This window comes from Rugamonas sp. (assembly GCF_025354735.1).
GTDB lineage: Bacteria > Pseudomonadota > Gammaproteobacteria > Burkholderiales > Burkholderiaceae_D > Rugamonas.
This window is the reverse complement of sequence record NZ_JANXMI010000134.1, coordinates 66,559-86,829: the sequence shown is the minus strand read 5'-3', so window position 1 is coordinate 86,829 and position 20,271 is coordinate 66,559. Positions and strand designations below refer to the sequence as shown.

The following is a 20,271-nucleotide window of genomic DNA, read 5'->3' as shown; positions in this document are numbered from 1 at the left end:
ATGGCAGGGCAACTAAAAGATTTGGCGGCATGGTCGCACGAGCATGTGTTCGAGACCGGGAATCAAGCCGCAGAACGAGGTGCACGCGCCGTTACGTGGATTACTCTAACCATGATGGTCGTGGAGATAGGTGCGGGCTACTGGTTCAATTCGATGGCGCTGCTGGCAGATGGTTGGCACATGAGCTCTCACGCTCTGGCCATTGGACTCAGCGCAGTTGCGTACGCTGCGTCTCGCAAGTACGCCAGGGATTCACGGTTCGCTTTTGGCACTTGGAAGATTGAGATTTTGGCAGGTTATACCAGCGCCATATTCCTGTTGGGGATAGCCGCTTTGATGATATTCGGCTCGTTGGAACGCATTCTCTCTCCTCAGCCGATTCACTACCAGGAAGCCATCACGATTGCCATTGTCGGCCTAATAGTCAACGTGATTTGCGTTGCGATATTGGGTGGTGCACATGACCACGGTCATGAGCATCATGCTCACGACGGACAACACGATGAGAAGCACGGCCATCACGAGCACCACCACGACCTCAATTTGAAGTCTGCTTACGTTCACGTCATTGCAGATGCCGCGACGTCGGTGTTGGCCATCTTCGCGCTGGCAGGCGGTTGGATTTACGGTTGGAGTTGGCTCGACCCAGTCATGGGTATTGTCGGTGCGGTCGTGGTCGCGGTATGGGCAAAAAGTCTCATCGTTCAAACTGGCAAAGTGCTTCTCGACAGAGAGATGGACCACCCGGTCGTGGAGGAAATTCGAGAGGCAGTTGAGGTAGGCCGCGAAGGGCATGAAACGAAGGTTGTCGACCTCCACGTCTGGCGGGTCGGTAAGGGGCTGTACTCTTGCGCACTCAGCGTTGTGACAACCGACCGGACCTTGACCGCTAAGACGCTGCGAGAGCAAATAACGGTACATGAAGAAGTAGTTCACACGACCATCGAAATCCATCATCGATAGCACCCTACGAACAGCGGCTCCCTAAATGCGGGCATAAATTTCCTTCACTCTTCCATGGTTTTCAGGGGCGACTGCAAGGCGCCATCCACAGACGTCCTCCACGGCATATCGTTTGCCTCCTCTACTACGCTAGGTTGGTAAAGCCTAGGGCGGAGGCGGAGGATGAATTAAGCCAATTTTTTGTTCGTGTTACGTCTGCTTACCCGGGAAACATCTTTCGTACATCCCATTTAGGACCACGAGCGTTATTGGTCTATCAGCGCGATATCAGCGCCATACCGGAGAATGAAAATGGAAACCACCGCTACCTCGAATCGCATCAACCCATTGATGGCTGCCGCAGCTGTTTCGCTGACAGTGGTCAGCTTGGTCGGGGCCGCCGCGATTGCGGGACTTCTGCCAAGTTCACATGGCGCTGCGGCAGCAAATCCGGCGACGGAAATGGCGAGTACCGGAAGCGCTCAACTGTCACAACAGTCGACACCTGCTCCAGTGGTACGCGAAGTAGTTCGTTACAAGACTGTTGTTCACCATGAGTATCCTCGTCATATCCAGACCTCTTATGACGGCGACCGCCCACAATTGGGTCAAGCCGAGCAAGCCCACGACTACCGTCCAGCTCCGTCATACCAGCAGCCTGCGCCTGTTGCCCAAAACAGCCCACTTGGCATAGGAATTGGTGCTCTTGTCGGTGGCTTGGTGGGTAGTCATGTTGGCGGCGGCAATGGCAGGACGCTCGCAGCAATTGCTGGCGCGGTCGGCGGCGGCTATGTCGGCAACGAAATCGCAAAGCGTAACGAGCCCGCTGGCCAGTGAAACGTCGCTTAGGCTAACGAGAGCACCGGGACCAAGGTTGGCACCGGCGACACCGCGAGCATGAGGAAGAGCATCATCACCACCAGCACGATGATGCTCGCGAATCCAGGCCATGCCGAATAGTCACGCTTTGGGAAATTCCCGAAAGAAGCGCACTTGCTCAAGCTTACATCGAACACGCACCTGAACAGCAATCTCCCTTTGAACCGGATGCAGACGACAGAGCATTAATTTCCGTAGCGGTGCTTGCATCGTCGAGGTTATAAACCGGCGCGAAGCCACCGCCCGGCGTACGGAAATTAGTAGTCTGCCCTTGGTACACGCGTGCAGCGGTCCACTGTATGTGGCCATCGTAAACGTAGCAGCGCAAGTCGAACTTAAGCGGCACCGGGTTCGCCTTGGTACCATTGACGCGCTCCCCTGGTGGAACTAGCGCTTGAGCGATGTACGAGCCGGCGAGGATATCCTCCCACACACGTTTCGTGACCTTCTCACCCCGATATGCGGCCTTGCCGCCGTAACCAGCCAACGGCTTGAAGAACAGCTTGCGGCGGTTGGCCCAAAGGCGCTCTGCGTTCGCCACGTCGACCAGCTCAGTATGTGGGATGTTTTCCACCAGGACTTTCCGCACATCGCTTGGCACGCCCATCTCTTCTAACTGCAGGTCATCCGAAAGCAACGCCAAATTGCGCTTGTTTGCATACAGTGCATGAGCCTGCGGGTGAGGCGTGAGTACCACTGCGCGCTCAAGGTAGGCAGAACGGAGTGCCGTGCAGTCGGGCGCCGCCAGCATAAAATCGGTGAGCCGGTTGTAGACGAGGTCGATTGCCAGCTTATCGTAACGCAGTACACCGGCACTGAAGGTCAACTCCGATGGCGAAGCGATGACAGCACGCACGCCAAATTTTTCGAACAGGCGCTGAAACAAAATGAACTCGGGATAAAGATACTGCTGCTCTGGAGCCTCGTCCACGATGGCGACCGTTCGAAGGGGGCGTTGATGCATCGAAGATGCCCACTCCGCCTCGAACATTTTGAAGATGCTGTCCTCGAGCGCTGCCCCTGAGGCAATGGCAGCAGCTAATGCTGGTGCGCTCAAACAGCAGGAACGATGGGCCTTTGCCATAGCGGCGTTCAGCATAGCCCCGCCCGCATTGGTGTTAATTTCAATGAGCGCTAGAGTGTCGCCCCGAAGGTGGAAATCGTACCCATAGAAAACGCCCTTCGCACCGCCGGCATCGTACTGAGCTATTTCAGGCGCACCAGCCAAGACCTTTGCGCGGTACGCCGGAAGAGCAATCACGGACTCAATCGCCTCAATGACACGCTCTATGCGTTCACTTTGGCTGTTCGAAACAAAGATAGGCCGAGACGAAAACAAAAACGGGCACCGCGACTCGACCAAGTCGTAAAGCGCGGCCGAGTCGAAGTCGTCAGAAAGCGCTTGTAGCAAAGCGTCCTTGTCCAGGCTACTGCAAAAGCAGCTGTCGTTAAGCATCTCGGCGGGAAGCAAGGCTTCCGCGCTGATAGGCGATAAGTCCTTCAAGTCAGAATTTTTCGTCTCAACCATTTTCAGCTTTCTGTGCTGCTGCGTCGAGCTCGTAGTCGGGCTTCGATACCTTGACGTGTCCACGCAACCGAAGCGCGTTTGTAATAACTGAGACGGAGCTCAAGCTCATGGCCAGTGCAGCTATCATTGGCGAGAGTAGCTGGCCTGTGAACGGATACAGCACGCCTGCGGCCAAGGGAATCCCGAGCGCGTTATAGACAAACGCGAAGCCCAGGTTCTGCCACATGTTGCGGACGGTATCGACAGAAATTAACCGCGCCTGCGCTATCCCACGAAGGTCACCCTTGACCAAGGTAATGTGCGCGCTATTGATGGCGACGTCCGTTCCAGTACCCATAGCTATGCCCACGTTGGCCTTGGCCAGCGCGGGGGCGTCGTTAATACCGTCACCGGCCATTGCTACAATCTTGCCCAGTTTCTGCAGCTTTTCAACCAAGGCAAGTTTTTCCTGAGGTTTGACCTCGCCATAATACTCCTCGATACCTAGTTTAGCGGCAATCGCTTTCGCAGTCGTCACGCCGTCACCAGTAGCCATGATGACGTTGAGGCCATCAGCGCGGAGACCCTGCAAGGCCTCTTGGGTGCTTGCCTTGATGGGGTCAGACACCGCTATCAGGCCAACCAAGCGACTTTGAGAGGCGAGGTACATGACGCTCGCCCCATCTGCTCGCAGGCTCTCGGCCGCATCCGCAAGCGGCTTCCAATCAACGCCCTCAGCGTCCATGAGAGCGGTATTTCCGAGAGCGATTTTTTCGCCGCTCAGAGCTCCACGAACGCCGATTCCGCTGGCAGATTCGAAGGAGTCGGGTTTGGTCAATACCAACTTCCTCTTGTGCGCCTCGCTGACGATGGCGTGCGCCAATGGGTGCTCACTACCTTGGTCAATGCTAGCGGCAATCTGCAAGACATCCTCGTCTTTGAAACCCTCAGCTGCCACCACGCTATTAAAGGATGGCTTACCTTCCGTGAGCGTCCCCGTTTTATCGACAATAAGCGTATCGACTTTCTTCAAGTCTTCAATCGCAGCGGCGTCGCGGAACAGGACGCCCATAGTTGCCGCACGTCCAGTGGCGGCCATAATTGACATAGGAGTGGCTAATCCCAACGCACATGGACAAGCGATGATGAGCACAGCAACAGCATTGACGAAACCGAATACCCAGCTTGGCTCTGGGCCATACACACCCCAAACGACAAACGTGAGCAACGCTATGACCACCACCACGGCTACAAAGTAGCCAGCGACGCTGTCGGCCAAGCGCTGCATTGGCGCACGCGAGCGTTGTGCCTGCGCGACCATCTGCACGATTTGCGACAACATGGTGTCGCTGCCGATTTTCTCGGCGCGCATGATAAGACTGCCGCTCGTATTGATGGTCGCACCAATCAACCGGTCGCCGGCACGCTTAGTAACCGGCAACGGTTCGCCAGTCAGCATCGATTCGTCCAGCGAGCTCTCGCCTTCGGCGACAACGCCGTCAACTGGAACTTTCTCACCTGGACGGACGCGTAGCGCATCGCCAACATGCACGTCAGTGAGCGGAATATCTTCTTCAGTGCCGTCCTCGCGAATACGGCGTGCGTTCTTCGGCGAAAGCCCGAGCAGCGACTTGATGGCCGCGGATGTCTGGGAGCGCGCGCGCAACTCAAGTATCTGCCCCAAGAGGGTTAGCGAAACTATGACGGCAGCGGCCTCAAAGTAGACGTCAATGCTACCGTGAGCAGCGAAGGTTGGCGGAAACAGCCCGGGAGCAAGCGTTGCGAGTACGCTGTATCCGTAAGCAGCGATTACCCCCGTGCCTATTAGTGTCCACATGTTGGGGCTCATACGAACCAGCGACTGCGCCCATCGTTCGAAGAACGGCCAACCCGCCCAAAGTACCACCGGCGTGCTCAACGCAAATTCAATCCAGTTCTGGCCAGCCAATCCGCCCTGAAAAATCATGTGGCCGAACATCGCTAAGGCGAATACGAGTGCGGTAAGCGGGAGGGTCCACCAAAACCGGTGGCGAAAATCAACGAGTTCAGGATTTTCCTCATCGTCCAGGCTAGGCATGACTGGTTCGAGCGCCATTCCGCAAATCGGACAGCTACCAGGTGTGGGCTGCCGAATCTCTGGATGCATCGGACACGTGTAAACGGCTCCGTCTTGCGCTGGCGCAGCCGTCGGTCTTTCGGCATTTTCTTTGGTGAGAAAGGCCTCAGGAGTGGTGTTGAACCTTGCCATACACTTCGCGCTGCAAAAATGATAGACCACCTGCTTGTACGAAATTTCTCGTTCTCTATCCGCACCTACCTTCATGCCACAGACAGGGTCGGTGAATGGCTTGTCGACAGTCGACGCCGGGCCGGTTGCGCCGGTAACATCAATGGCGGCATGCCTATGGCCGTGCTCGTGCTGCCCTGTCTCGTTACCGCTCATGTAGCCTCCGTCAGAGATTGTGAACCCAACCGTATCTGTATCTTAAACACTACCTGCCTACAGCAGCGCGCCGCTTGCTCAGCAGCAGACATGTGCGGGACCCGCCGCAACCTGCACCCTCAATCTGGATGCTGAACTTTCGCTACATCGCTGACGGTGGCTGTTGAGAAGTCAAAATCGCCGCCGCAAGAAGGGCACCAAGCAAAAGAACGCTCTCAAACTGAAGTGCCGCACGAACCAGCCTAACGCCGCTATGAGACCGACTTGCGGTAGGCAAGCCGATGAATTTGTTATAACCACCCACGGCAACGGCAGCCAAAACCAGGGCTACTTTTACGAGCAAGGTCACGCCAAAGGAGGTATGAAATAGATTGTCCGAAGTGCCTACTCTGTGCCAAGCGCTGAAGATGCCAGTGGCCGCAATTGCAATGACCGCGACCATCGCGGCTCGCGACATCAGGTCCAGGTATCGGTCGGAGGCACCAATTTCAAAGGTGGCAACCCGCGCCTTATTCAACGTGAACCAAGCCGAAACCAGAACCGCACCAGTCCAGAGTCCAATGGCAGAAAAATGCACGGCCTCGGCTGCGAGTGTTAGCGTCCAAAAGCCTTCTTCGCCAGCATGTCCCATAGATGCGCGAGTCACCGCGAATGCGGTTAAGGTCATCGCCACTACAAGGTCGCTGACGTGACTAACACTTCCAAGTGACCGAACGCTAAACACGACAATCATTGCCAAGGTGGCGATGGAGCCCGCGTGCCCATAGTCCGTACTAGATACCATCATCCAGAACATCGGGCAAGCCTCGCGGAGGCCAACCCCACCCATAACCGCAGTTGCGGCCAGCAGCGCTACCGCGCTACAAACCGCACCCAGTCCCGAAGCTAGTAAGTCGAGCTTTCGAAGCGCCGGCTCACATTCGTCACGGTCAGTGCCATTGGACTGTATCCAGTAGCGTGCGAACCACGACCCGACAAGCCAGGCAAAGCTGACGTTAAGCAAAAATGCCGAGCCTATCTGTAGCAACGAGACTGCATCCATTTATTTCACCGTAAATTTAAAGTCACCCTTGCGGCGGTGACCATCGTGTCCGGCAACGGCCCATGTGACGGTGTATGAGCCAGGCGATAGCACTGGGGCTACAAGGCGCAAAACAGCTGGGTCAGCAGCGTCAACTTTCGCCTTCTCCGCAGCGACTTCCTTACCCTGACTATCTGCCAAAGTAATGGTGCTAAATGCCTCTTCAATCTTCTCGTTAAAAGTCAGCGATATCTCCTTCGGCGCCGCAGCCAGCGTGGCGCCAGCTTCTGGATTCGAACTTTTCAGTGTTGCGTGTGCCGAAGCAAAAGGGCTAGCCAGCGTCGCAGCAACCACGGCGGTCGCGAAAATTACGTTGTGCAGTGCTTTCATTTTTCAGTTCTCCTTGTTGAAATTACTTTGCTGCTTCGATTGATGTGACCGTAAGCGCGCCACCGACTTTGTCCGCCACGAAGCGAACTTTATCTCCCTGCTTTACTTTATCGAGCATGGCAGGGTCTTGAACTTTGAACGCCATCGTCATCCCGGGCATACCCAAGTTTTTCAATTCACCATGTTTGATGGTGAGTTTGCCGGCGTCCTTGTCGACCTTCTTGATTTCGCCTTCGCTCATTGCTGCTTGATTGACAGAAGCAGACGCCTCCTGTGCGTAGGCGATGGGCCCCACAGCGGCGAACGAGAAACCGATGGAGACGGCGAAGATAACTTTTTGCAGATGTTTCATGATGCTTCCTCTCAGATGAAATAGAAAATTAGTGCTCGCCATGTCCGGACGGTTTTCGAACCGTCATCTCGACGTTTGGCATATTCATTGCTGGCATCGATTGACCGCCGGCGCTCGTGCTGCGTTCAGGCTCAGGCAAATTGCCTGTCCACTCGTACGCCAAAGTGCCAGCTGGATGCTTGTACCAGCCAGGGTCCGAATAGTCGCCGCGCTTTTGGTCCTTGCGAACCTTTAGCACGGTGAACATGCCGCCCATTTCAACGCCGCCAAAGGGGCCATCCCCCGACATCATCGGCAAGGTGTTCTCGGGTATCGGCATTTCCATTCCTCCCATCGAACCGCCTTTGTCCCCCATGCTCATATAATCCGGCACAATCTTGTTAATCTTTTCTGCCACGCCTCGCTGGTCCACGCCTATCATTGTTGGAACATCGTGTCCCATCGCGTTCATCGTGTGATGGGACTTGTGGCAGTGGAAGGCCCAATCGCCTAAGTCAGTAGCGACAAATTCGATGGCGCGCATCTGGCCGACCGCAATGTCGGTGGTCACCTCTGGCCAACGAGATGCGGGTGGCGTCCATCCGCCATCAGTGCCGGTGACGAAGAACTCGTGACCGTGCACATGAATCGGGTGGTTCGTCATTGTCAGGTTGCCGACGCGGATGCGCACCTTGTCACCTTGGCGTACGGGCATCGAGTCGATACCTGGGAAGACCCGACTGTTGAAGGTCCACAGATTGAAGTCCAGCATCGTGTTGATTTTCGGCGTATAGCTGCCAGGGGCGACGTCATACGCGTTCAACAGGAAGACGAAATCACGGTCGACCGCGTGGAGCGACGGGTCCTTCGGGTGCGTTACCCAAAAGCCCATCATTCCCATTGCCATCTGCGCCATCTCGTCAGCGTGTGGGTGGTACATGAACGTACCTGGGCGCTTCGCAACGAACTCGTACACAAAGGTTTTACCTGGAGCGATGCCAGGTTGCGTAAGACCGGTAACGCCGTCCATTCCGTTGGGTAGGCGTTGGCCATGCCAATGCACACTTGTGTGCTCTGGTAGTTTGTTTGTGACGAATATGCGGACGCGGTCGCCTTCCACCACTTCGATGGTCGGCCCTGGCGACTGGCCGTTGTAGCCCCAAAGATTGGCCTTCATGCCAGGTGCAAGTTCGCGAACCACTGGCTCGGCTACCAGGTGGAACTCCTTTACGCCACTGTTCATACGCCATGGAAGCGACCAGCCGTTGAGTGTCACCACCGGATTAAATGGTCGCCCATTCGGCGGCAGCGGCGGCACCTGTGTATTCGCGTTGTTCATCAACATCGCCTCCGGCAGCGATGCTGCTCCAGCCTTGCTGACCGCTGCTGCGCTTACTGCGACCGCGCCAGCGCCTTTGAAAAAATCTCTACGTGAAATCATGGCATGGTCCTTGTATCGTTATTGCTTCCACCGCTGATGGCGGATTTCAGTTTGGTCTCAGCTATCCAAAAATCGCGTTGAGTTTCAATAGCGGTATTCACACTCATGAGCTGCTCGCGCGAGTCGGCCAGTAGCTCGAATACGCTAGCGAGCATCCCGTTGTAGCGAAGGAGAACCTCGTCGGAAATCTTCTTGCGCAAAGGGACGACGTCATCACGATAGTGGCGCGCGATGTCGTAGGTGGTGCGGTAAGAGGAGTAGGCTTCCCGAACTTCCGAACGAGCCCGAACTGCGACATCAGTGGTCCGGTGTACGGACTGCATGTACTGCGCCTCTGCGCGAGCTACCTTGGCACCACCCCAATCGAAAATAGGCAGTTCAAGAGACACCTGGTACCCGTTCTCGCGCGGTAGGCCGGTGGTACTCTTGTTTGCATAGCCGGTATCGAAGACATTGATAAACGCCGTCGCCTTTGTCAGACCCAGCGCCGATGCTGTTGCCTCAGTGTCCCGTCGTGCTGCAAGAACATCCAACCGCTGCGACAGCGCCTGTGCTTCAGCATCGTTTATCTCCTTGGGTTGAGAAGGCAAGTCAGGCAATCGGTCGGGCAATGAGAAATTTTGCTGCGCGCCCCAGAGGCCCAGCAGTCGAATGAGCTGTTCCCTACTGGCGATTGCTTCGTGCTTTGTCCTTGCCAACTGCGTCACTGCGTCCTGGTAAAAGGCCCTCTCTCGAGCTTGGTCGAGCTTGCTCCAGTTACCCACCTTGGCCATGCTTTCGGCCAGCTGTGAGGAAGCCTCAGCGGCACCGCGGACTTGCTCAGCGAAGGCTGCAGACTGGGCCGCTGCGACTGCCATGAAATACGCACGGCGCGTGTCGGCCGCCAGCTGAGTGGCTTGCGAGGCAGCCTGCAGTTTCGCTTGCTCAAAGCGTCCCTGCTCAATGCGTTTGCGGGTAGGCAGGGTCAGCAATCCCGCGATGTCGAACATAACACTGCGGTCGATTTCCGCATCGCCGCCACCTTTGACACGGCCGAAGCTAAAGCTGGGATTGCGCATACGGCCCGCCTGGACGAAGTCGGCTTCAGCAACGCCCAACTCGGCAAATGATGCTTTCAAGGCTGAGTTATTGAGTAACGCAATTTGGACTGCCGATTCAGCGGTCAGAGGCTTGTCCAGCAACGCCTGAACTTCAGCACTTTTGTCGCCGCTATCCTTCTTGAAGTTCGCCGTTTGGCCGATTCGGCTTTGGGTGAGGGACGAGACGTCATTTAGCCCGCCGTCGGCCGACAGAGTCGAGCATCCGGCAAGGAAAATGGCAGAGAGGCCGACCGCAACTCGCGCAGCCTTTGGCATTTGAAGTCGGGACATTATTGACCTTTCTTTTTCATGTCGTGCCCTTTGTGCGGGTCAACAACGGGGGCTGAAGCCGGCTTAGCCGAGTCCGACGGCGTAGGTGTCATCTGCATGGAAGAACCTCCATGCGCGCCGTGCTCAGGCTCACCAGAAACCTCTTGATTTGCCTGAATCCATAATTTGTCGGGCGACACCGGAGAGTCGACGGAAGGCTTGTAATCCGCGAAAGCAGATTGATATTTTGGCGGCGGCACTGCGGCGCTGGCATCTGTCACAGCCGTCGATACACGAACGGGCTGTGCATAGATGACCATAGGCGCGCCAGCCACTGCCAGAAGCAGTAGACGAAAGCGGTTCATGATTGTCCTAAAAAATGTACTGGCACCTAGGCGAATTTGCCCAAGGTGTTGCGGTCGCTAGACCGCTAGTTCAGTGATATTTAGGAGTGGCGACGAGGCGGACGCTCGAGAGTGGCGGGTATGTAAGCAGTCATCGAAGGTTCGACTGCTGCAGTGGCGAACGTGGTGAAGTTAGTCGGAAACACTTCAGAAGGGATGGCTGGGGGCGCAGCGGCACCGATACAGCAGCTCGCGCAATGGCTACATTTTCCATGCGGACTGCCCGCGTGGACAGAATCACCGTCGTCGCAATGCTCGTGATGAGCGTCAAGGTGGACCGCAATGGCGGTTTCGTCCTCGTGATGAGTGTCAGCGTGGACATCGGTGGCATTCTCGTCCTCGTGATGCGACGACGATTGAGTTTGTCCAGAACCCGAACCGCACGACATGAAAGCAACGGCTCCCCCTTGCAACGGGAGGGCTGCAATCAGAATCCAGAGCAGGTAACGGACAAATATGTTCATGAGCCTTGAAATAGTACCTTAGACGTTCGAAGAAAGCCAAGTTTGATTAGCCTACACCTTCCCACGGGAGGAAGGTCAAGCGAATTCGCCAGGCAGCAACAAGTTGCGCATTGACCTTGCAGGAAGTACTCATCACCGCTTAAATTGCACAGACTCAATATTTCAACAACAATTTCTGGAGACGTGATGCGCCTGCCAATTTCCCTACTCGTCTTGTCGGCCGTCAGCGCGCCTCTTTTCGCAGCAACTCCATCGGAGACGCTAGCAGAGTTCCATGAGGCGCTCGCCGCTGGAAAATCTGGGCAAGCGAGTGAACTGCTGAGCCCCGAAATTCAAATTTACGAATCGGGCTATGTCGAACGCTCCCGCGAAGAGTACACCGGCCACCATCTCAAGTCCGATGTCGAGTTCGCGAAATTCACGAAGAATAAGGTGCTCAAGCAAAGCGAACGCATCGACGGCAAACTCGCAGTAGTAATGCAAGAGACTGAAACGACAGGAAAGTACAAGGGCAGCAATGTTCACCTATTCGGGACGGAAACCGCACTTCTCGAAAAGCAGGGTGAGAAGTGGGTCATCGTTCACATCCACTGGTCGTCCCGTAAATCCAAGTGATTGACATCTCCGACAACATATCGACGGGCTTTAAGCAGCGCCTCAGCTGACAGCAAGCTTCCACTGAGCCTTCCATTTCTTCATCTGCGCGATTTCATCCTGCTGGGCCGATACCATCTTTTTTGCCATGTCCTTTACCTCTTGGTGCTGAGCTTTCGTTTCCGCCGATTTCGCCATTTTGACGGCGCCGGCATGGTGTTTAATCATCATGTCCAAAAACATCGCGTCAAACTCCTTGCCCTTGCTTGCTGCGAGTTTAGCCATCGACATGCCCTTCATGGAACCCATCATGCCAGGCATTTCCATGTTCATTGCCGGGCTCTTACCCGAATACCACTGGTCCCGCCATGCCTTCAATTGCGATATTTCGCCCTGTTGGTCAGATATCATCTTCTTTGCCATGGCTTTCAGTTCAGCCTGCTCAGAACGGTCGTCGGCCAATTTGGCCATATCCACCGCGCTTTGGTGATGCATTGCCATGGTGTCCAAGAACTGCAGGTCGTAGGGTGCCTGTGAGGCGCCTTTTGAGCTCATCATGCTCGAATCTTCCATGCCCCCGCTTGCGGAACTCATCGGCATCGACGCGCCGGGCTTCATCCCCGCTTTTTCTTGCGCAAAAACCGCAGTTGAACAAACTAAGCATCCCAGTGAAATTGCCATTACGTAATTTTTCATAATTTCTCTCTGTACGTGTTCCATACAACGAAGTAGTCGTAGGGAGAAGCTACCGCAACGGCCGATTCGGCGGCGCGCGTTGGGGATACAATCACGGTCTCGACTAACGAAAGAGTTCAAATGAAGAAAGGTGTTAGCTACGCGCTTCTAGCTGCCATCACGTTCGGTGCCAGCACTCCCTTTGCCAAGTTGCTGGTCGGCCAAGTCGCGCCACTTGAGCTTGCTGGTCTGTTGTATCTCGGCAGTGGGATTGGGCTGTCAATCTGGTTCGCAATTCGTGCCCTGACGGCGAAAGACATGAAAGCGTCCAGCGACCGAATCACGTCCCGTGACGTGCCATGGTTGGCCGGAGCGACGCTGTTTGGCGGGGTCGCCGGCCCCGCGCTCCTCATGCTTGGCCTAACCTTGACTCCAGCCTCGTATGCTTCCTTGCTCCTGAATATGGAAGGAGTCTTGACCTCGCTCCTTGCCTGGTTTGTATTCAAGGAAAACTTTGACCGCCGCATATTTGTCGGAATGCTGCTCATCGTAGCGGGAGGTATCGCACTGACATGGGACCAAGTACCCGCTGCGGGACTTCCTTGGGGCGCGTTCGCAATCGTTGGTGCGTGCCTCTGCTGGGGCATCGACAACAACCTTACTCGGAAGGTGTCGGCCAGTGATGCCGTGCAAATCGCAGCGACAAAAGGTTTGGTCGCCGGGGCAGTGAATCTCACCATCGGCGCCTCGCTCGGCCTCGCTTTGCCCTCGCTGACGACCGCCGTGCTAGCGGGAATAGTTGGATTCTGTGGATATGGCCTCAGCTTGGTGTTGTTTGTTTTGGCCCTTCGGAATTTGGGGACAGCCCGAACTGGAGCGTATTTTTCAGCGGCTCCCTTCGTTGGAGCAGTGGTTTCATTGATGCTGCTGGGCGAGACACCGGCCGCTGGGTTCTGGCTCGCTGCGGCTCTGATGGGCGCTGGCATTTGGCTGCATCTCACTGAAAGCCATGGCCACGAGCACGCGCACGAGGAAATGGAGCACGCCCATCAGCACTCTCACGACGAACATCATCGGCATGAACATGACTTTCCGTGGGATGGAAAGTCAGCGCACGCACATCCACACAGGCATTCGCCACAGACGCACGCCCACGTCCATTACCCAGACATCCATCACCGCCATCCCCACTGAATTCTTAGTGGAAAAAATAAAGAAAGTCTTGCATCGGGAAATTTGTAAGGTCTGGTACCATTGGCTGACCAAAACGCATAACTACAATTCGCACAATCATAGAAGCAGTCCCTCATGCGTCGCACTTTCCCCTCATTTTTCCGTTTGGTTGCACTGTTCCTTGTCATGACCATCATGAACTCGGGACTGGCGATGGCTGCTTACGTCTGTCCTCAACTAACGACAAGCCCTGCACAAGCACGCATGATGGAGGGAATGCCATGCGCAGGCATGGATAAAGAGAATCCAGTTCATTGTGGAGAATACAAGTCCGGCGCGAAAGCCTCTTCCGACCACTTGGGTACGCCACCAGAATTGGCCGCCATCTCGGTAGCGTTCGTTTTCCCCGTACCGGCGCTCTTCATCCCCCGCGATGTCGAAGCCTTTTTTGATAACACGGTGACCCTGCCAAGTACCGACCCTCCTTACGTTCAGACGCAGCGCTTCAGAATCTGATTTACCCCCAATGGTTTCGCCGGCCGGCTTATTGCCGTAGTCGGCGTTCGTCTTCATTCATGGGGGTTCTATGTCTTCAAAATTCAAAACGCATTCATTTGCAACTGAGCGTTTGCGTCTCGCAAATCGCATGGCGTCTATCCTTGCGTGTACGCTCATTCCTGTCCTCGCCCACGCCCAGGCAACGGGCTTGACGTTGAACCAAGCACTTCAAATAGCAACGACCGCGTCGGCATCAAACAAGGCGGCCCAGGCTTCCGTCGTCGCCAGCACGGAAGCTTCCGCGAAGGCTGACCAATTGCCAGACCCCACACTCAAAGTCGGGCTGGACAATCTCCCAGTTACGGGACGAGACAAATTCAGTACAACGGCCGACTTCATGACCATGCGTCGTATCGGCATCGAACAGCAATGGGTCTCCTCCGACAAACGAAATGCACGCCTGGAGCAGTCTAAACGCGCCGTAGAGGCCGAGGAAGGCACATACCTTGAGAATGTAGCCAAGGTCCGCGAAGAGGCTGGGAAGGCCTGGATAGCCGTTCTATTCACGCAGCGAGCAGCTGCCTTATACAGGCTTATCGAGAAAGAGATGGGCGAGGACCTCGGCGCGGCACAAGCAGCCCACCGGGGAGCAAAAGCCGCGGCAAGCGACGTGCTTCAGGCACAGCTGGAATTAGCTCAGGGAAAAGACGACACGCGAAAAGTCGAGCAAGAACTCAAATCAGCGCGCATCGGGCTTTCGCGCTGGCTACGAATACCCGTGCAGCTGGTCGCAGACGCCTCACCTCCGATGACCAAGCACGTTGCCGATGTTGCGGTAGCAGACTTGGAAAAGTACCACCCAATGGTCCTTAACGCACGTCGTGCCGTCACTCTGGCGGACGCCGATACGACTGTTGCCGCGAAAGAGCGCAACCCAGATTGGTCATTCGAGGCAGGATTCGCCCAACGCGGCAGCCAATATTCCAACATGATTTCTTTCGGCATCAGCATCCCTCTCGCCGTCAACCGCGCCCAGCGACAAGACCGTGACGTCGCCGAAAAATCAGCAATGGGAACGAAAGCTCGCCTGCGATATGAAGACGCTGTGCTAGAGCAACAGGCCCAAATCCAAATGCTTTCAGCAGACCTCGATAGCCTAAAAGAGCGTATCGCCCAATTGAAGTCAGACCTGCTTCCGCCCGCAAGCGAGCAGGTTGCATTGGCCGTCGCAGCCTATCGGTCCAATGGCGGCACTTTAACGGCGGTGTTCAAGGCGAAGCGGACCTTGCTAGAGAAACAGCTGCAAATAAATGAGTTGGAAAAAGCGGCGGCAACGACTTGGGCGAAGCTCGAACTGCACGTCATCCCACACGACATGCCAAACGCAGCTGGGAGCGAACAATGAAGCCAGCGTTCACAAAAAAGGCGATTGCTTTGCTCATTGCCGGGGCAGCTCTTGCTTTCGGCGGCTATTTGGCGGGCTCGCATGAGAAGTCAAAATCCGAAGGAGTGGAGAAAACCGACAACGCCAGTGCCGCCCCGAAATCTGGGAAGAAGGTGCTTTACTGGCATGACCCTATGGTGCCCGCGACCAAGTTCGACAAGCCAGGTAAGAGTCCATTCATGGACATGCAGCTCGTTCCTGTGTACGCCGACGCCGGCGAGGATGCGGGGGTAAAAATCTCACCGTCGCTGCAACAAAATTTAGGTATCCGTTTGGCGGAGGTCCGGCGTATCGAGAGCAAAGACACGCTTGAACTGGTCGGCACAACGCAATTTGATGAAAGCATCGCCGAGGTCGTTCAAAGCCGAGTCACAGGCTACATTGACCACCTCTACACTCGCTCGCCAATGCAGCGCGTCAAACGAGGTGAGCCGATAGCGTCAATGTTTGTTCCCGATTGGATAGCTCCTCAAGAAGAGTACCTCGCCTTGAAGCAAAGCGGCAATGAGCCACTGGCGAATGCAGCGAGACAGCGCATGCGAGCAATGTCGATTCCTGAAGCGCTTGTTGCACAAGCCGAACGGACCGGCAAAGCGCAAAACCATTTGACGCTTACGTCTCCGGTGAGCGGCGTTGTTTCCGAGTTGGGAGTTCGTGACGGTGCAATGGTTTCGCCAGGAATGTCCGTCGCTAAAGTCTCCGGCACGAGCAAGGTGTGGCTGCTAGCCGAGGTTCCAGAGGCGCTAGTCAATAGTGCGCGCGCGGGCATGGCGGTGAGTGCCACATCGTCCTCTGACCCACTTCGCAAATACACTGGGCACGTGCGGGAAATACTGCCTGGTGTAAGCACGGCCACGCGCACCGTCCAGGCCCGCCTTGAATTGGACAACAAAGATGGCAGCCTGCTTCCAGGGCAGCTGATGCGAATTCAGTTGACGGCAGCAACGCCGGTATCGCGCCTGGTCGTTCCTTCAGAAGCCATCATCACCAGCGGCAAACGCTCGGTGGTGCTTGTCGCAGGCCCAAACAACAGCATGCGCCCCGTTGTCGTGACGCTCGGCCTAGAAAATTCTGGTGATACCGAAATCACAAGCGGCCTCAGCGAAGGTCAGAAAGTCGTCGCATCCGGACAGTTCCTGATTGATTCAGAAGCGAGTTTGAAGGGCATCCTGCCGAAGTTCGCGAACGCCTCAGAATCGAAACCTACCTTAAGTAAATCGATGGACTCAGGGCCGGTACTTCACGGCACAGCGAAAGTTGAGAAAGTGACTTCAGACGCGCTCACGTTGTCACACCAGCCGATTCCGGAGCTTCAGTGGGGCGCTATGACGATGGACTTCAAGAAGCCTCGACCAGATGCGTTTTCAGATATAAAGCCAGGCCAGAGCGTGGAATTCTCGTTCAGAGACGGCAAGGATGGCTACATGCTAGAGAACGTGAAGTTGACCGGCGGAGCTAAGAAATGATAGCTCGAATAATTCGCGAGTCCATAGCCAACCGAATTTGGGTTCTGATTGCCGCCGTACTGATAGCTGGATGGGGTGTCATATCGCTGCAGAAGACGTCCCTAGACGCTTTGCCAGACTTGTCGGACACCCAAGTGATTATCCGGGCTCAGTATCCGGGCAAAGCCCCTCAGGTCGTCGAGGACCAAGTCACGTATCCGCTCACGACTGCACTGCTGTCCGTGCCAGGCGCAAAGACGGTCCGCGGCTACTCATTCTTCGGAGACTCTTTCGTCTACGTGCTTTTTGACGATTCGACCGACTTGTATTGGGCGCGCTCGCGCGTCGTTGAGTACATCAACCAGGTGCAGAGCCGCTTGCCGCAAGGCGTGCGTGCCGAACTGGGTCCAGACGGCACCGGCGTCGGCTGGGTGTTTGAATATGCGCTGGTTGACCGCACCGGCCACAACGACCTTGGCCAACTGCGCGCACTCAATGACTGGTTCCTCAAATTCGAATTGAAGACCGTCCCTGATGTCGCGGAAATCGCCAGCATCGGCGGGATGGTCCGTCAGTACCAAATCGTCCTAGACCCGGACAAGCTGCGCGCACTGGGCATGTCGCATGCAAAAGTGCTCGATGCAGTCACGAAGGCGAACCAGGAATCTGGCGGGTCCGTCGTTGAGATGGCCGAGACCGAATACATGGTTCGCTCGCACGGTTATTTGCGTTCGCTGGAAGACTTCAAAAATATCCTGCTCAGCGCTAGCGATGCGGGGACGCCTGTACTTCTACGCGACGTCGCCACCATCCGACTCGGCCCCGAAATGCGTCGTGGCATCGCCGAACTTGACGGCGAAGGTGAGGTCGCCGGCGGCGTAGTCATCATGCGCTCAGGTAAAAATGCGCTGGAGACCATCAACGCCGTCAAGACAAAATTGGAATCGCTCAAGGCATCGTTGCCAAACGGCGTCGAAATCGTAACAACCTATGACCGCTCGAAGCTGATATCGGCGTCGGTCGAGAATCTACGCAACAAGCTCATTGAGGAATTTGTAGTCGTCGCTATCGTGTGCGCCATCTTCTTGTTTCACATCCGTAGTGCGCTTGTCGCGATAGTATCCTTGCCGCTGGGGGTGCTCGTCGCTTTCATCATCATGCGTTACCAGGGTGTTAACGCGAACATCATGTCGCTGGGCGGGATTGCAATTGCAGTGGGCGCGGCAACAGACGCCGCGCTCGTGCTTATCGAAAACGCGCACAAGCATCTTGAGGCTTATGCTTACGAGCACCCAGGACGCCCGATGACCAGTGAAGAGCGATGGGCGTTGATTGCGAAGGCGTCCATTGAGGTCGGCCCCGCGCTGTTCTTTTCACTCCTCATCGTTACATTGTCGTTCATCCCCGTGTTCGGGCTGGAGGCCCAAGAGGGCAAGCTTTTTGCGCCGCTGGCGTACACGAAGACCTATACCTTAGCTGCCGCAGCTTGCTTAGCAATTACGTTGATTCCGGTTTTGATGGGATACCTTATCCGTGGCCGGATACCAAGTGAGGCTTCCAACCCGATTAATCGCATTCTGATTGGGGCCTATCGGCCGCTGCTTGAAACCAGCCTGAAGAATCCAATTTGGACCATCGGCATCGCGGTAGTTGCTCTGATTCTGACGGCCATACCCATCTCACGGTTAGGTGGCGAATTCCTTCCACCGTTGAATGAAGGCGACTTGCTGTACATGCCTTCGGCCCTGCCCGGACTCTCAGCTGCAAAGGCTGGCGAACTGCTGCAGCAAACCGACCGGCTCATCAAAACGGTCCCGGAAGTAGCGACAGTCTTCGGCAAGGCTGGCCGCGCGGAATCAGCAACAGACCCAGCGCCCCTGGAAATGTTCGAGACCACAATCCAGTTTAAACCACGCGACCGGTGGCGCGCAGGGATGACGCCGACCAAGCTCATCGATGAACTTGACCAAGTGGTCAAGGTGCCGGGCCTATCGAACGTATGGGTGCCACCAATCCGCAATCGTATTGATATGCTGTCCACGGGAATTAAGACCCCTGTAGGGGTAAAGGTTTCCGGCGCAAGTCTGGAACAAATCGACAAAATCACCACGCAGATTGAAGCAGCGGTAAAGACCGTGCCGGGTGTCACTTCCGCATTGGCCGAACGCCTCAGTGGCGGACGTTATATCGACGTCAGTATTGACCGTGCACGGGCCTCACGGTACGGTCTCGCGGTGGCCGATATCCAGTCGGTTGTATCGTCTGCTATCGGCGGAGAGACAGTAGGTGAGGTTGTGGATGGTCGCCAGCGTTTTCCTATCAATGTTCGCTACCCGCAGGACTACCGCGACTCGGTCCAGTCATTGAGGGAGCTGCCGATTGTGACCGAACGCGGGGCTCAGATACGCCTAAACGATGTCGCGGGCATTGCGGTCAACGACGGACCGCCCATGATTCGCAGTGAAAACGCCCGATTGTCCGGATGGGTCTATGTCGATGTTCGGGGCACCGACCTCTTGACGGCTGTACGGGCGATGCAGGCGCGGGTTGAGCACGATGTCAAACTACCGCCGGGCTACTCGATAGGCTGGTCGGGGCAATTCGAATACCTAGAGCGCGCGACCGCCAAGCTGAAGACAGTGGTGCCATTGACTCTGCTGGTCATCTTCATGCTTCTATACCTCGCATTTAAATCCACCGCAGAAGCAGCGCTTTTGATGGTGACCGTTCCCTTCGCGCTCATTGGCGGGTTCTGGTTCATCTGGTTGCTCGGACACGCGGTATCGGTGGCCACTGCTGTCGGCTTCATCGCGCTGGCCGGACTAGCTGCGGAATTCGGCGTCGTGATGATGGTCTACTTGCGCAACGCATTGGACGCTCGACTCGCCGCGGGTAAACCTTTGACGCAAGAGCTGATTCTGGAAGCTATACGGGAAGGCGCGGTTCAGCGCGTGCGGCCGAAGGCTATGACAGTCGCGGTTATTCTAGCTGGATTGCTTCCGATGTTGTTTGGGCACGGTGCCGGCTCTGAGGCAATCGCCCGCATCGCGGCCCCCATGGTAGGCGGGATGATTACCGCACCACTTCTATCCCTCTTCGTCATCCCTTCCGCGTGGCAGATTCTTCAAAAGTGGAAACTTCGCAAGAAACAGAAAGCGGTCTAATTTATGTGCAAAGCGAACGGTAGCTAAAGTCGTCGGAGCCTCCACATCTGGAGGCTCCTAACGGCTAATTTTAAAGCCGCATCACCAGAAAGGAACAGCAGCTGGAT

18 protein-coding genes are annotated in these 20,271 nt (G+C 55.8%); 9 read left to right on the top strand and 9 right to left on the bottom strand.

What is annotated here, in order from left to right; genetic code table 11:
• Window positions 1-963 carry a CDF family Co(II)/Ni(II) efflux transporter DmeF gene (dmeF, locus tag Q0S71_RS11235; protein ID WP_295995045.1) on the top strand — a complete coding sequence of 321 codons (963 nt, stop codon included), beginning with the start codon at window positions 1-3 and terminating at the stop codon, window positions 961-963.
• Window positions 964-1,254: 291 nt separating this feature from the next.
• Window positions 1,255-1,779, top strand: coding sequence for a glycine zipper 2TM domain-containing protein (locus Q0S71_RS11230; RefSeq protein ID WP_295995042.1), 525 nt, complete (start codon window positions 1,255-1,257; stop codon window positions 1,777-1,779).
• Between the two features lie 166 nt (window positions 1,780-1,945).
• On the opposite strand, the gene Q0S71_RS11225 is transcribed toward Q0S71_RS11230, so the two are convergent.
• From Q0S71_RS11225 to Q0S71_RS11190, 8 genes are all read right to left on the bottom strand, one after another.
• Window positions 1,946-3,349, bottom strand: coding sequence for a hypothetical protein (locus Q0S71_RS11225; protein ID WP_295995039.1), 1,404 nt, complete (start codon window positions 3,347-3,349; stop codon window positions 1,946-1,948).
• Window positions 3,342-5,771, bottom strand: coding sequence for a heavy metal translocating P-type ATPase (locus tag Q0S71_RS11220; RefSeq protein WP_295995037.1), 2,430 nt, complete (start codon window positions 5,769-5,771; stop codon window positions 3,342-3,344). Before Q0S71_RS11220 ends, Q0S71_RS11225 begins: the two co-directional genes overlap by 8 nt.
• Window positions 5,772-5,913: 142 nt before the next feature.
• Window positions 5,914-6,813, bottom strand: coding sequence for a CopD family protein (locus tag Q0S71_RS11215; RefSeq protein WP_295995034.1), 900 nt, complete (start codon window positions 6,811-6,813; stop codon window positions 5,914-5,916).
• Window positions 6,814-7,182 carry a copper homeostasis periplasmic binding protein CopC gene (copC, locus tag Q0S71_RS11210; RefSeq protein ID WP_295995031.1) on the bottom strand — a complete coding sequence of 123 codons (369 nt, stop codon included), beginning with the start codon at window positions 7,180-7,182 and terminating at the stop codon, window positions 6,814-6,816.
• A gap of 22 nt (window positions 7,183-7,204) precedes the next feature.
• Entirely contained in the window at window positions 7,205-7,534 is a 330-nt protein-coding gene (locus Q0S71_RS11205; protein WP_295995028.1) for a copper-binding protein, read from the bottom strand.
• Window positions 7,535-7,562: 28 nt separating this feature from the next.
• Window positions 7,563-8,954 (bottom strand): copper oxidase, encoded by a 1,392-nt coding sequence (locus Q0S71_RS11200; protein ID WP_295995025.1) that lies wholly within the window; start codon window positions 8,952-8,954, stop codon window positions 7,563-7,565.
• On the bottom strand, window positions 8,951-10,324 hold the full coding sequence (locus Q0S71_RS11195) for a TolC family protein (protein WP_295995023.1): 1,374 nt from the start codon (window positions 10,322-10,324) through the stop codon (window positions 8,951-8,953). Before Q0S71_RS11195 ends, Q0S71_RS11200 begins: the two co-directional genes overlap by 4 nt.
• Entirely contained in the window at window positions 10,324-10,668 is a 345-nt protein-coding gene (locus Q0S71_RS11190) for a hypothetical protein (RefSeq protein ID WP_295995021.1), read from the bottom strand. Before Q0S71_RS11190 ends, Q0S71_RS11195 begins: the two co-directional genes overlap by 1 nt.
• A 266-nt stretch (window positions 10,669-10,934) precedes the next feature.
• Between Q0S71_RS11190 and Q0S71_RS11185 the strand changes: the two genes are divergently transcribed.
• Together Q0S71_RS11185 and Q0S71_RS11180 are read left to right on the top strand one after the other, a co-directional pair.
• Window positions 10,935-11,180, top strand: a complete 246-nt coding sequence (locus tag Q0S71_RS11185) for a hypothetical protein (protein WP_295995017.1) — start codon at window positions 10,935-10,937, stop codon at window positions 11,178-11,180.
• Window positions 11,181-11,357: 177 nt separating this feature from the next.
• Entirely contained in the window at window positions 11,358-11,786 is a 429-nt protein-coding gene (locus tag Q0S71_RS11180; RefSeq protein WP_295995015.1) for a nuclear transport factor 2 family protein, read from the top strand.
• A 42-nt stretch (window positions 11,787-11,828) separates the two neighbouring features.
• On the opposite strand, the gene Q0S71_RS11175 is transcribed toward Q0S71_RS11180, so the two are convergent.
• Window positions 11,829-12,461 carry a DUF305 domain-containing protein gene (locus tag Q0S71_RS11175; protein ID WP_295995013.1) on the bottom strand — a complete coding sequence of 211 codons (633 nt, stop codon included), beginning with the start codon at window positions 12,459-12,461 and terminating at the stop codon, window positions 11,829-11,831.
• A 120-nt stretch (window positions 12,462-12,581) separates the two neighbouring features.
• Here Q0S71_RS11175 and Q0S71_RS11170 point away from each other — a divergent pair, with 120 nt between their 5' ends.
• The 5 genes from Q0S71_RS11170 (at window position 12,582) to Q0S71_RS11150 (ending at window position 20,164) form a co-directional block, all read left to right on the top strand.
• On the top strand, window positions 12,582-13,634 hold the full coding sequence (locus Q0S71_RS11170; RefSeq protein ID WP_295995011.1) for a DMT family transporter: 1,053 nt from the start codon (window positions 12,582-12,584) through the stop codon (window positions 13,632-13,634).
• 114 nt (window positions 13,635-13,748) lie between these two features.
• Complete coding sequence (locus Q0S71_RS11165; protein WP_295995008.1) at window positions 13,749-14,129, top strand: hypothetical protein; 381 nt, start codon at window positions 13,749-13,751, stop codon at window positions 14,127-14,129.
• Window positions 14,130-14,199: 70 nt separating this feature from the next.
• Window positions 14,200-15,516, top strand: coding sequence for a TolC family protein (locus Q0S71_RS11160; RefSeq protein ID WP_295995005.1), 1,317 nt, complete (start codon window positions 14,200-14,202; stop codon window positions 15,514-15,516).
• Window positions 15,513-17,021 (top strand): efflux RND transporter periplasmic adaptor subunit, encoded by a 1,509-nt coding sequence (locus Q0S71_RS11155; protein ID WP_295995002.1) that lies wholly within the window; start codon window positions 15,513-15,515, stop codon window positions 17,019-17,021. Before Q0S71_RS11160 ends, Q0S71_RS11155 begins: the two co-directional genes overlap by 4 nt.
• Window positions 17,018-20,164, top strand: a complete 3,147-nt coding sequence (locus tag Q0S71_RS11150) for an efflux RND transporter permease subunit (protein WP_295994999.1) — start codon at window positions 17,018-17,020, stop codon at window positions 20,162-20,164. Before Q0S71_RS11155 ends, Q0S71_RS11150 begins: the two co-directional genes overlap by 4 nt.
• Window positions 20,165-20,271 lie beyond the last annotated feature (107 nt).

Bases quoted from the DNA above. Each gene is read 5' to 3' on its own strand.
- dmeF (WP_295995045.1), top strand. From the start codon at position 1: ATGGCAGGGCAACTAAAAGATTTGGCGGCATGGTCGCACGAGCATGTG.
- Q0S71_RS11180 (WP_295995015.1), top strand. From the start codon at position 11,358: ATGCGCCTGCCAATTTCCCTACTCGTCTTGTCGGCCGTCAGCGCGCCT.
- Q0S71_RS11225 (WP_295995039.1), bottom strand. From the start codon at position 3,349: ATGGTTGAGACGAAAAATTCTGACTTGAAGGACTTATCGCCTATCAGC.
- Q0S71_RS11160 (WP_295995005.1), top strand. From the start codon at position 14,200: ATGTCTTCAAAATTCAAAACGCATTCATTTGCAACTGAGCGTTTGCGT.
- Q0S71_RS11150 (WP_295994999.1), top strand. From the start codon at position 17,018: ATGATAGCTCGAATAATTCGCGAGTCCATAGCCAACCGAATTTGGGTT.
- Q0S71_RS11170 (WP_295995011.1), top strand. From the start codon at position 12,582: ATGAAGAAAGGTGTTAGCTACGCGCTTCTAGCTGCCATCACGTTCGGT.
- Q0S71_RS11205 (WP_295995028.1), bottom strand. From the start codon at position 7,534: ATGAAACATCTGCAAAAAGTTATCTTCGCCGTCTCCATCGGTTTCTCG.
- Q0S71_RS11175 (WP_295995013.1), bottom strand. From the start codon at position 12,461: ATGAAAAATTACGTAATGGCAATTTCACTGGGATGCTTAGTTTGTTCA.
- Q0S71_RS11155 (WP_295995002.1), top strand. From the start codon at position 15,513: ATGAAGCCAGCGTTCACAAAAAAGGCGATTGCTTTGCTCATTGCCGGG.
- Q0S71_RS11215 (WP_295995034.1), bottom strand. From the start codon at position 6,813: ATGGATGCAGTCTCGTTGCTACAGATAGGCTCGGCATTTTTGCTTAAC.
- Q0S71_RS11200 (WP_295995025.1), bottom strand. From the start codon at position 8,954: ATGATTTCACGTAGAGATTTTTTCAAAGGCGCTGGCGCGGTCGCAGTA.
- Q0S71_RS11230 (WP_295995042.1), top strand. From the start codon at position 1,255: ATGGAAACCACCGCTACCTCGAATCGCATCAACCCATTGATGGCTGCC.
- Q0S71_RS11195 (WP_295995023.1), bottom strand. From the start codon at position 10,324: ATGTCCCGACTTCAAATGCCAAAGGCTGCGCGAGTTGCGGTCGGCCTC.
- Q0S71_RS11165 (WP_295995008.1), top strand. From the start codon at position 13,749: ATGCGTCGCACTTTCCCCTCATTTTTCCGTTTGGTTGCACTGTTCCTT.
- Q0S71_RS11220 (WP_295995037.1), bottom strand. From the start codon at position 5,771: ATGAGCGGTAACGAGACAGGGCAGCACGAGCACGGCCATAGGCATGCC.
- Q0S71_RS11190 (WP_295995021.1), bottom strand. From the start codon at position 10,668: ATGAACCGCTTTCGTCTACTGCTTCTGGCAGTGGCTGGCGCGCCTATG.
- copC (WP_295995031.1), bottom strand. From the start codon at position 7,182: ATGAAAGCACTGCACAACGTAATTTTCGCGACCGCCGTGGTTGCTGCG.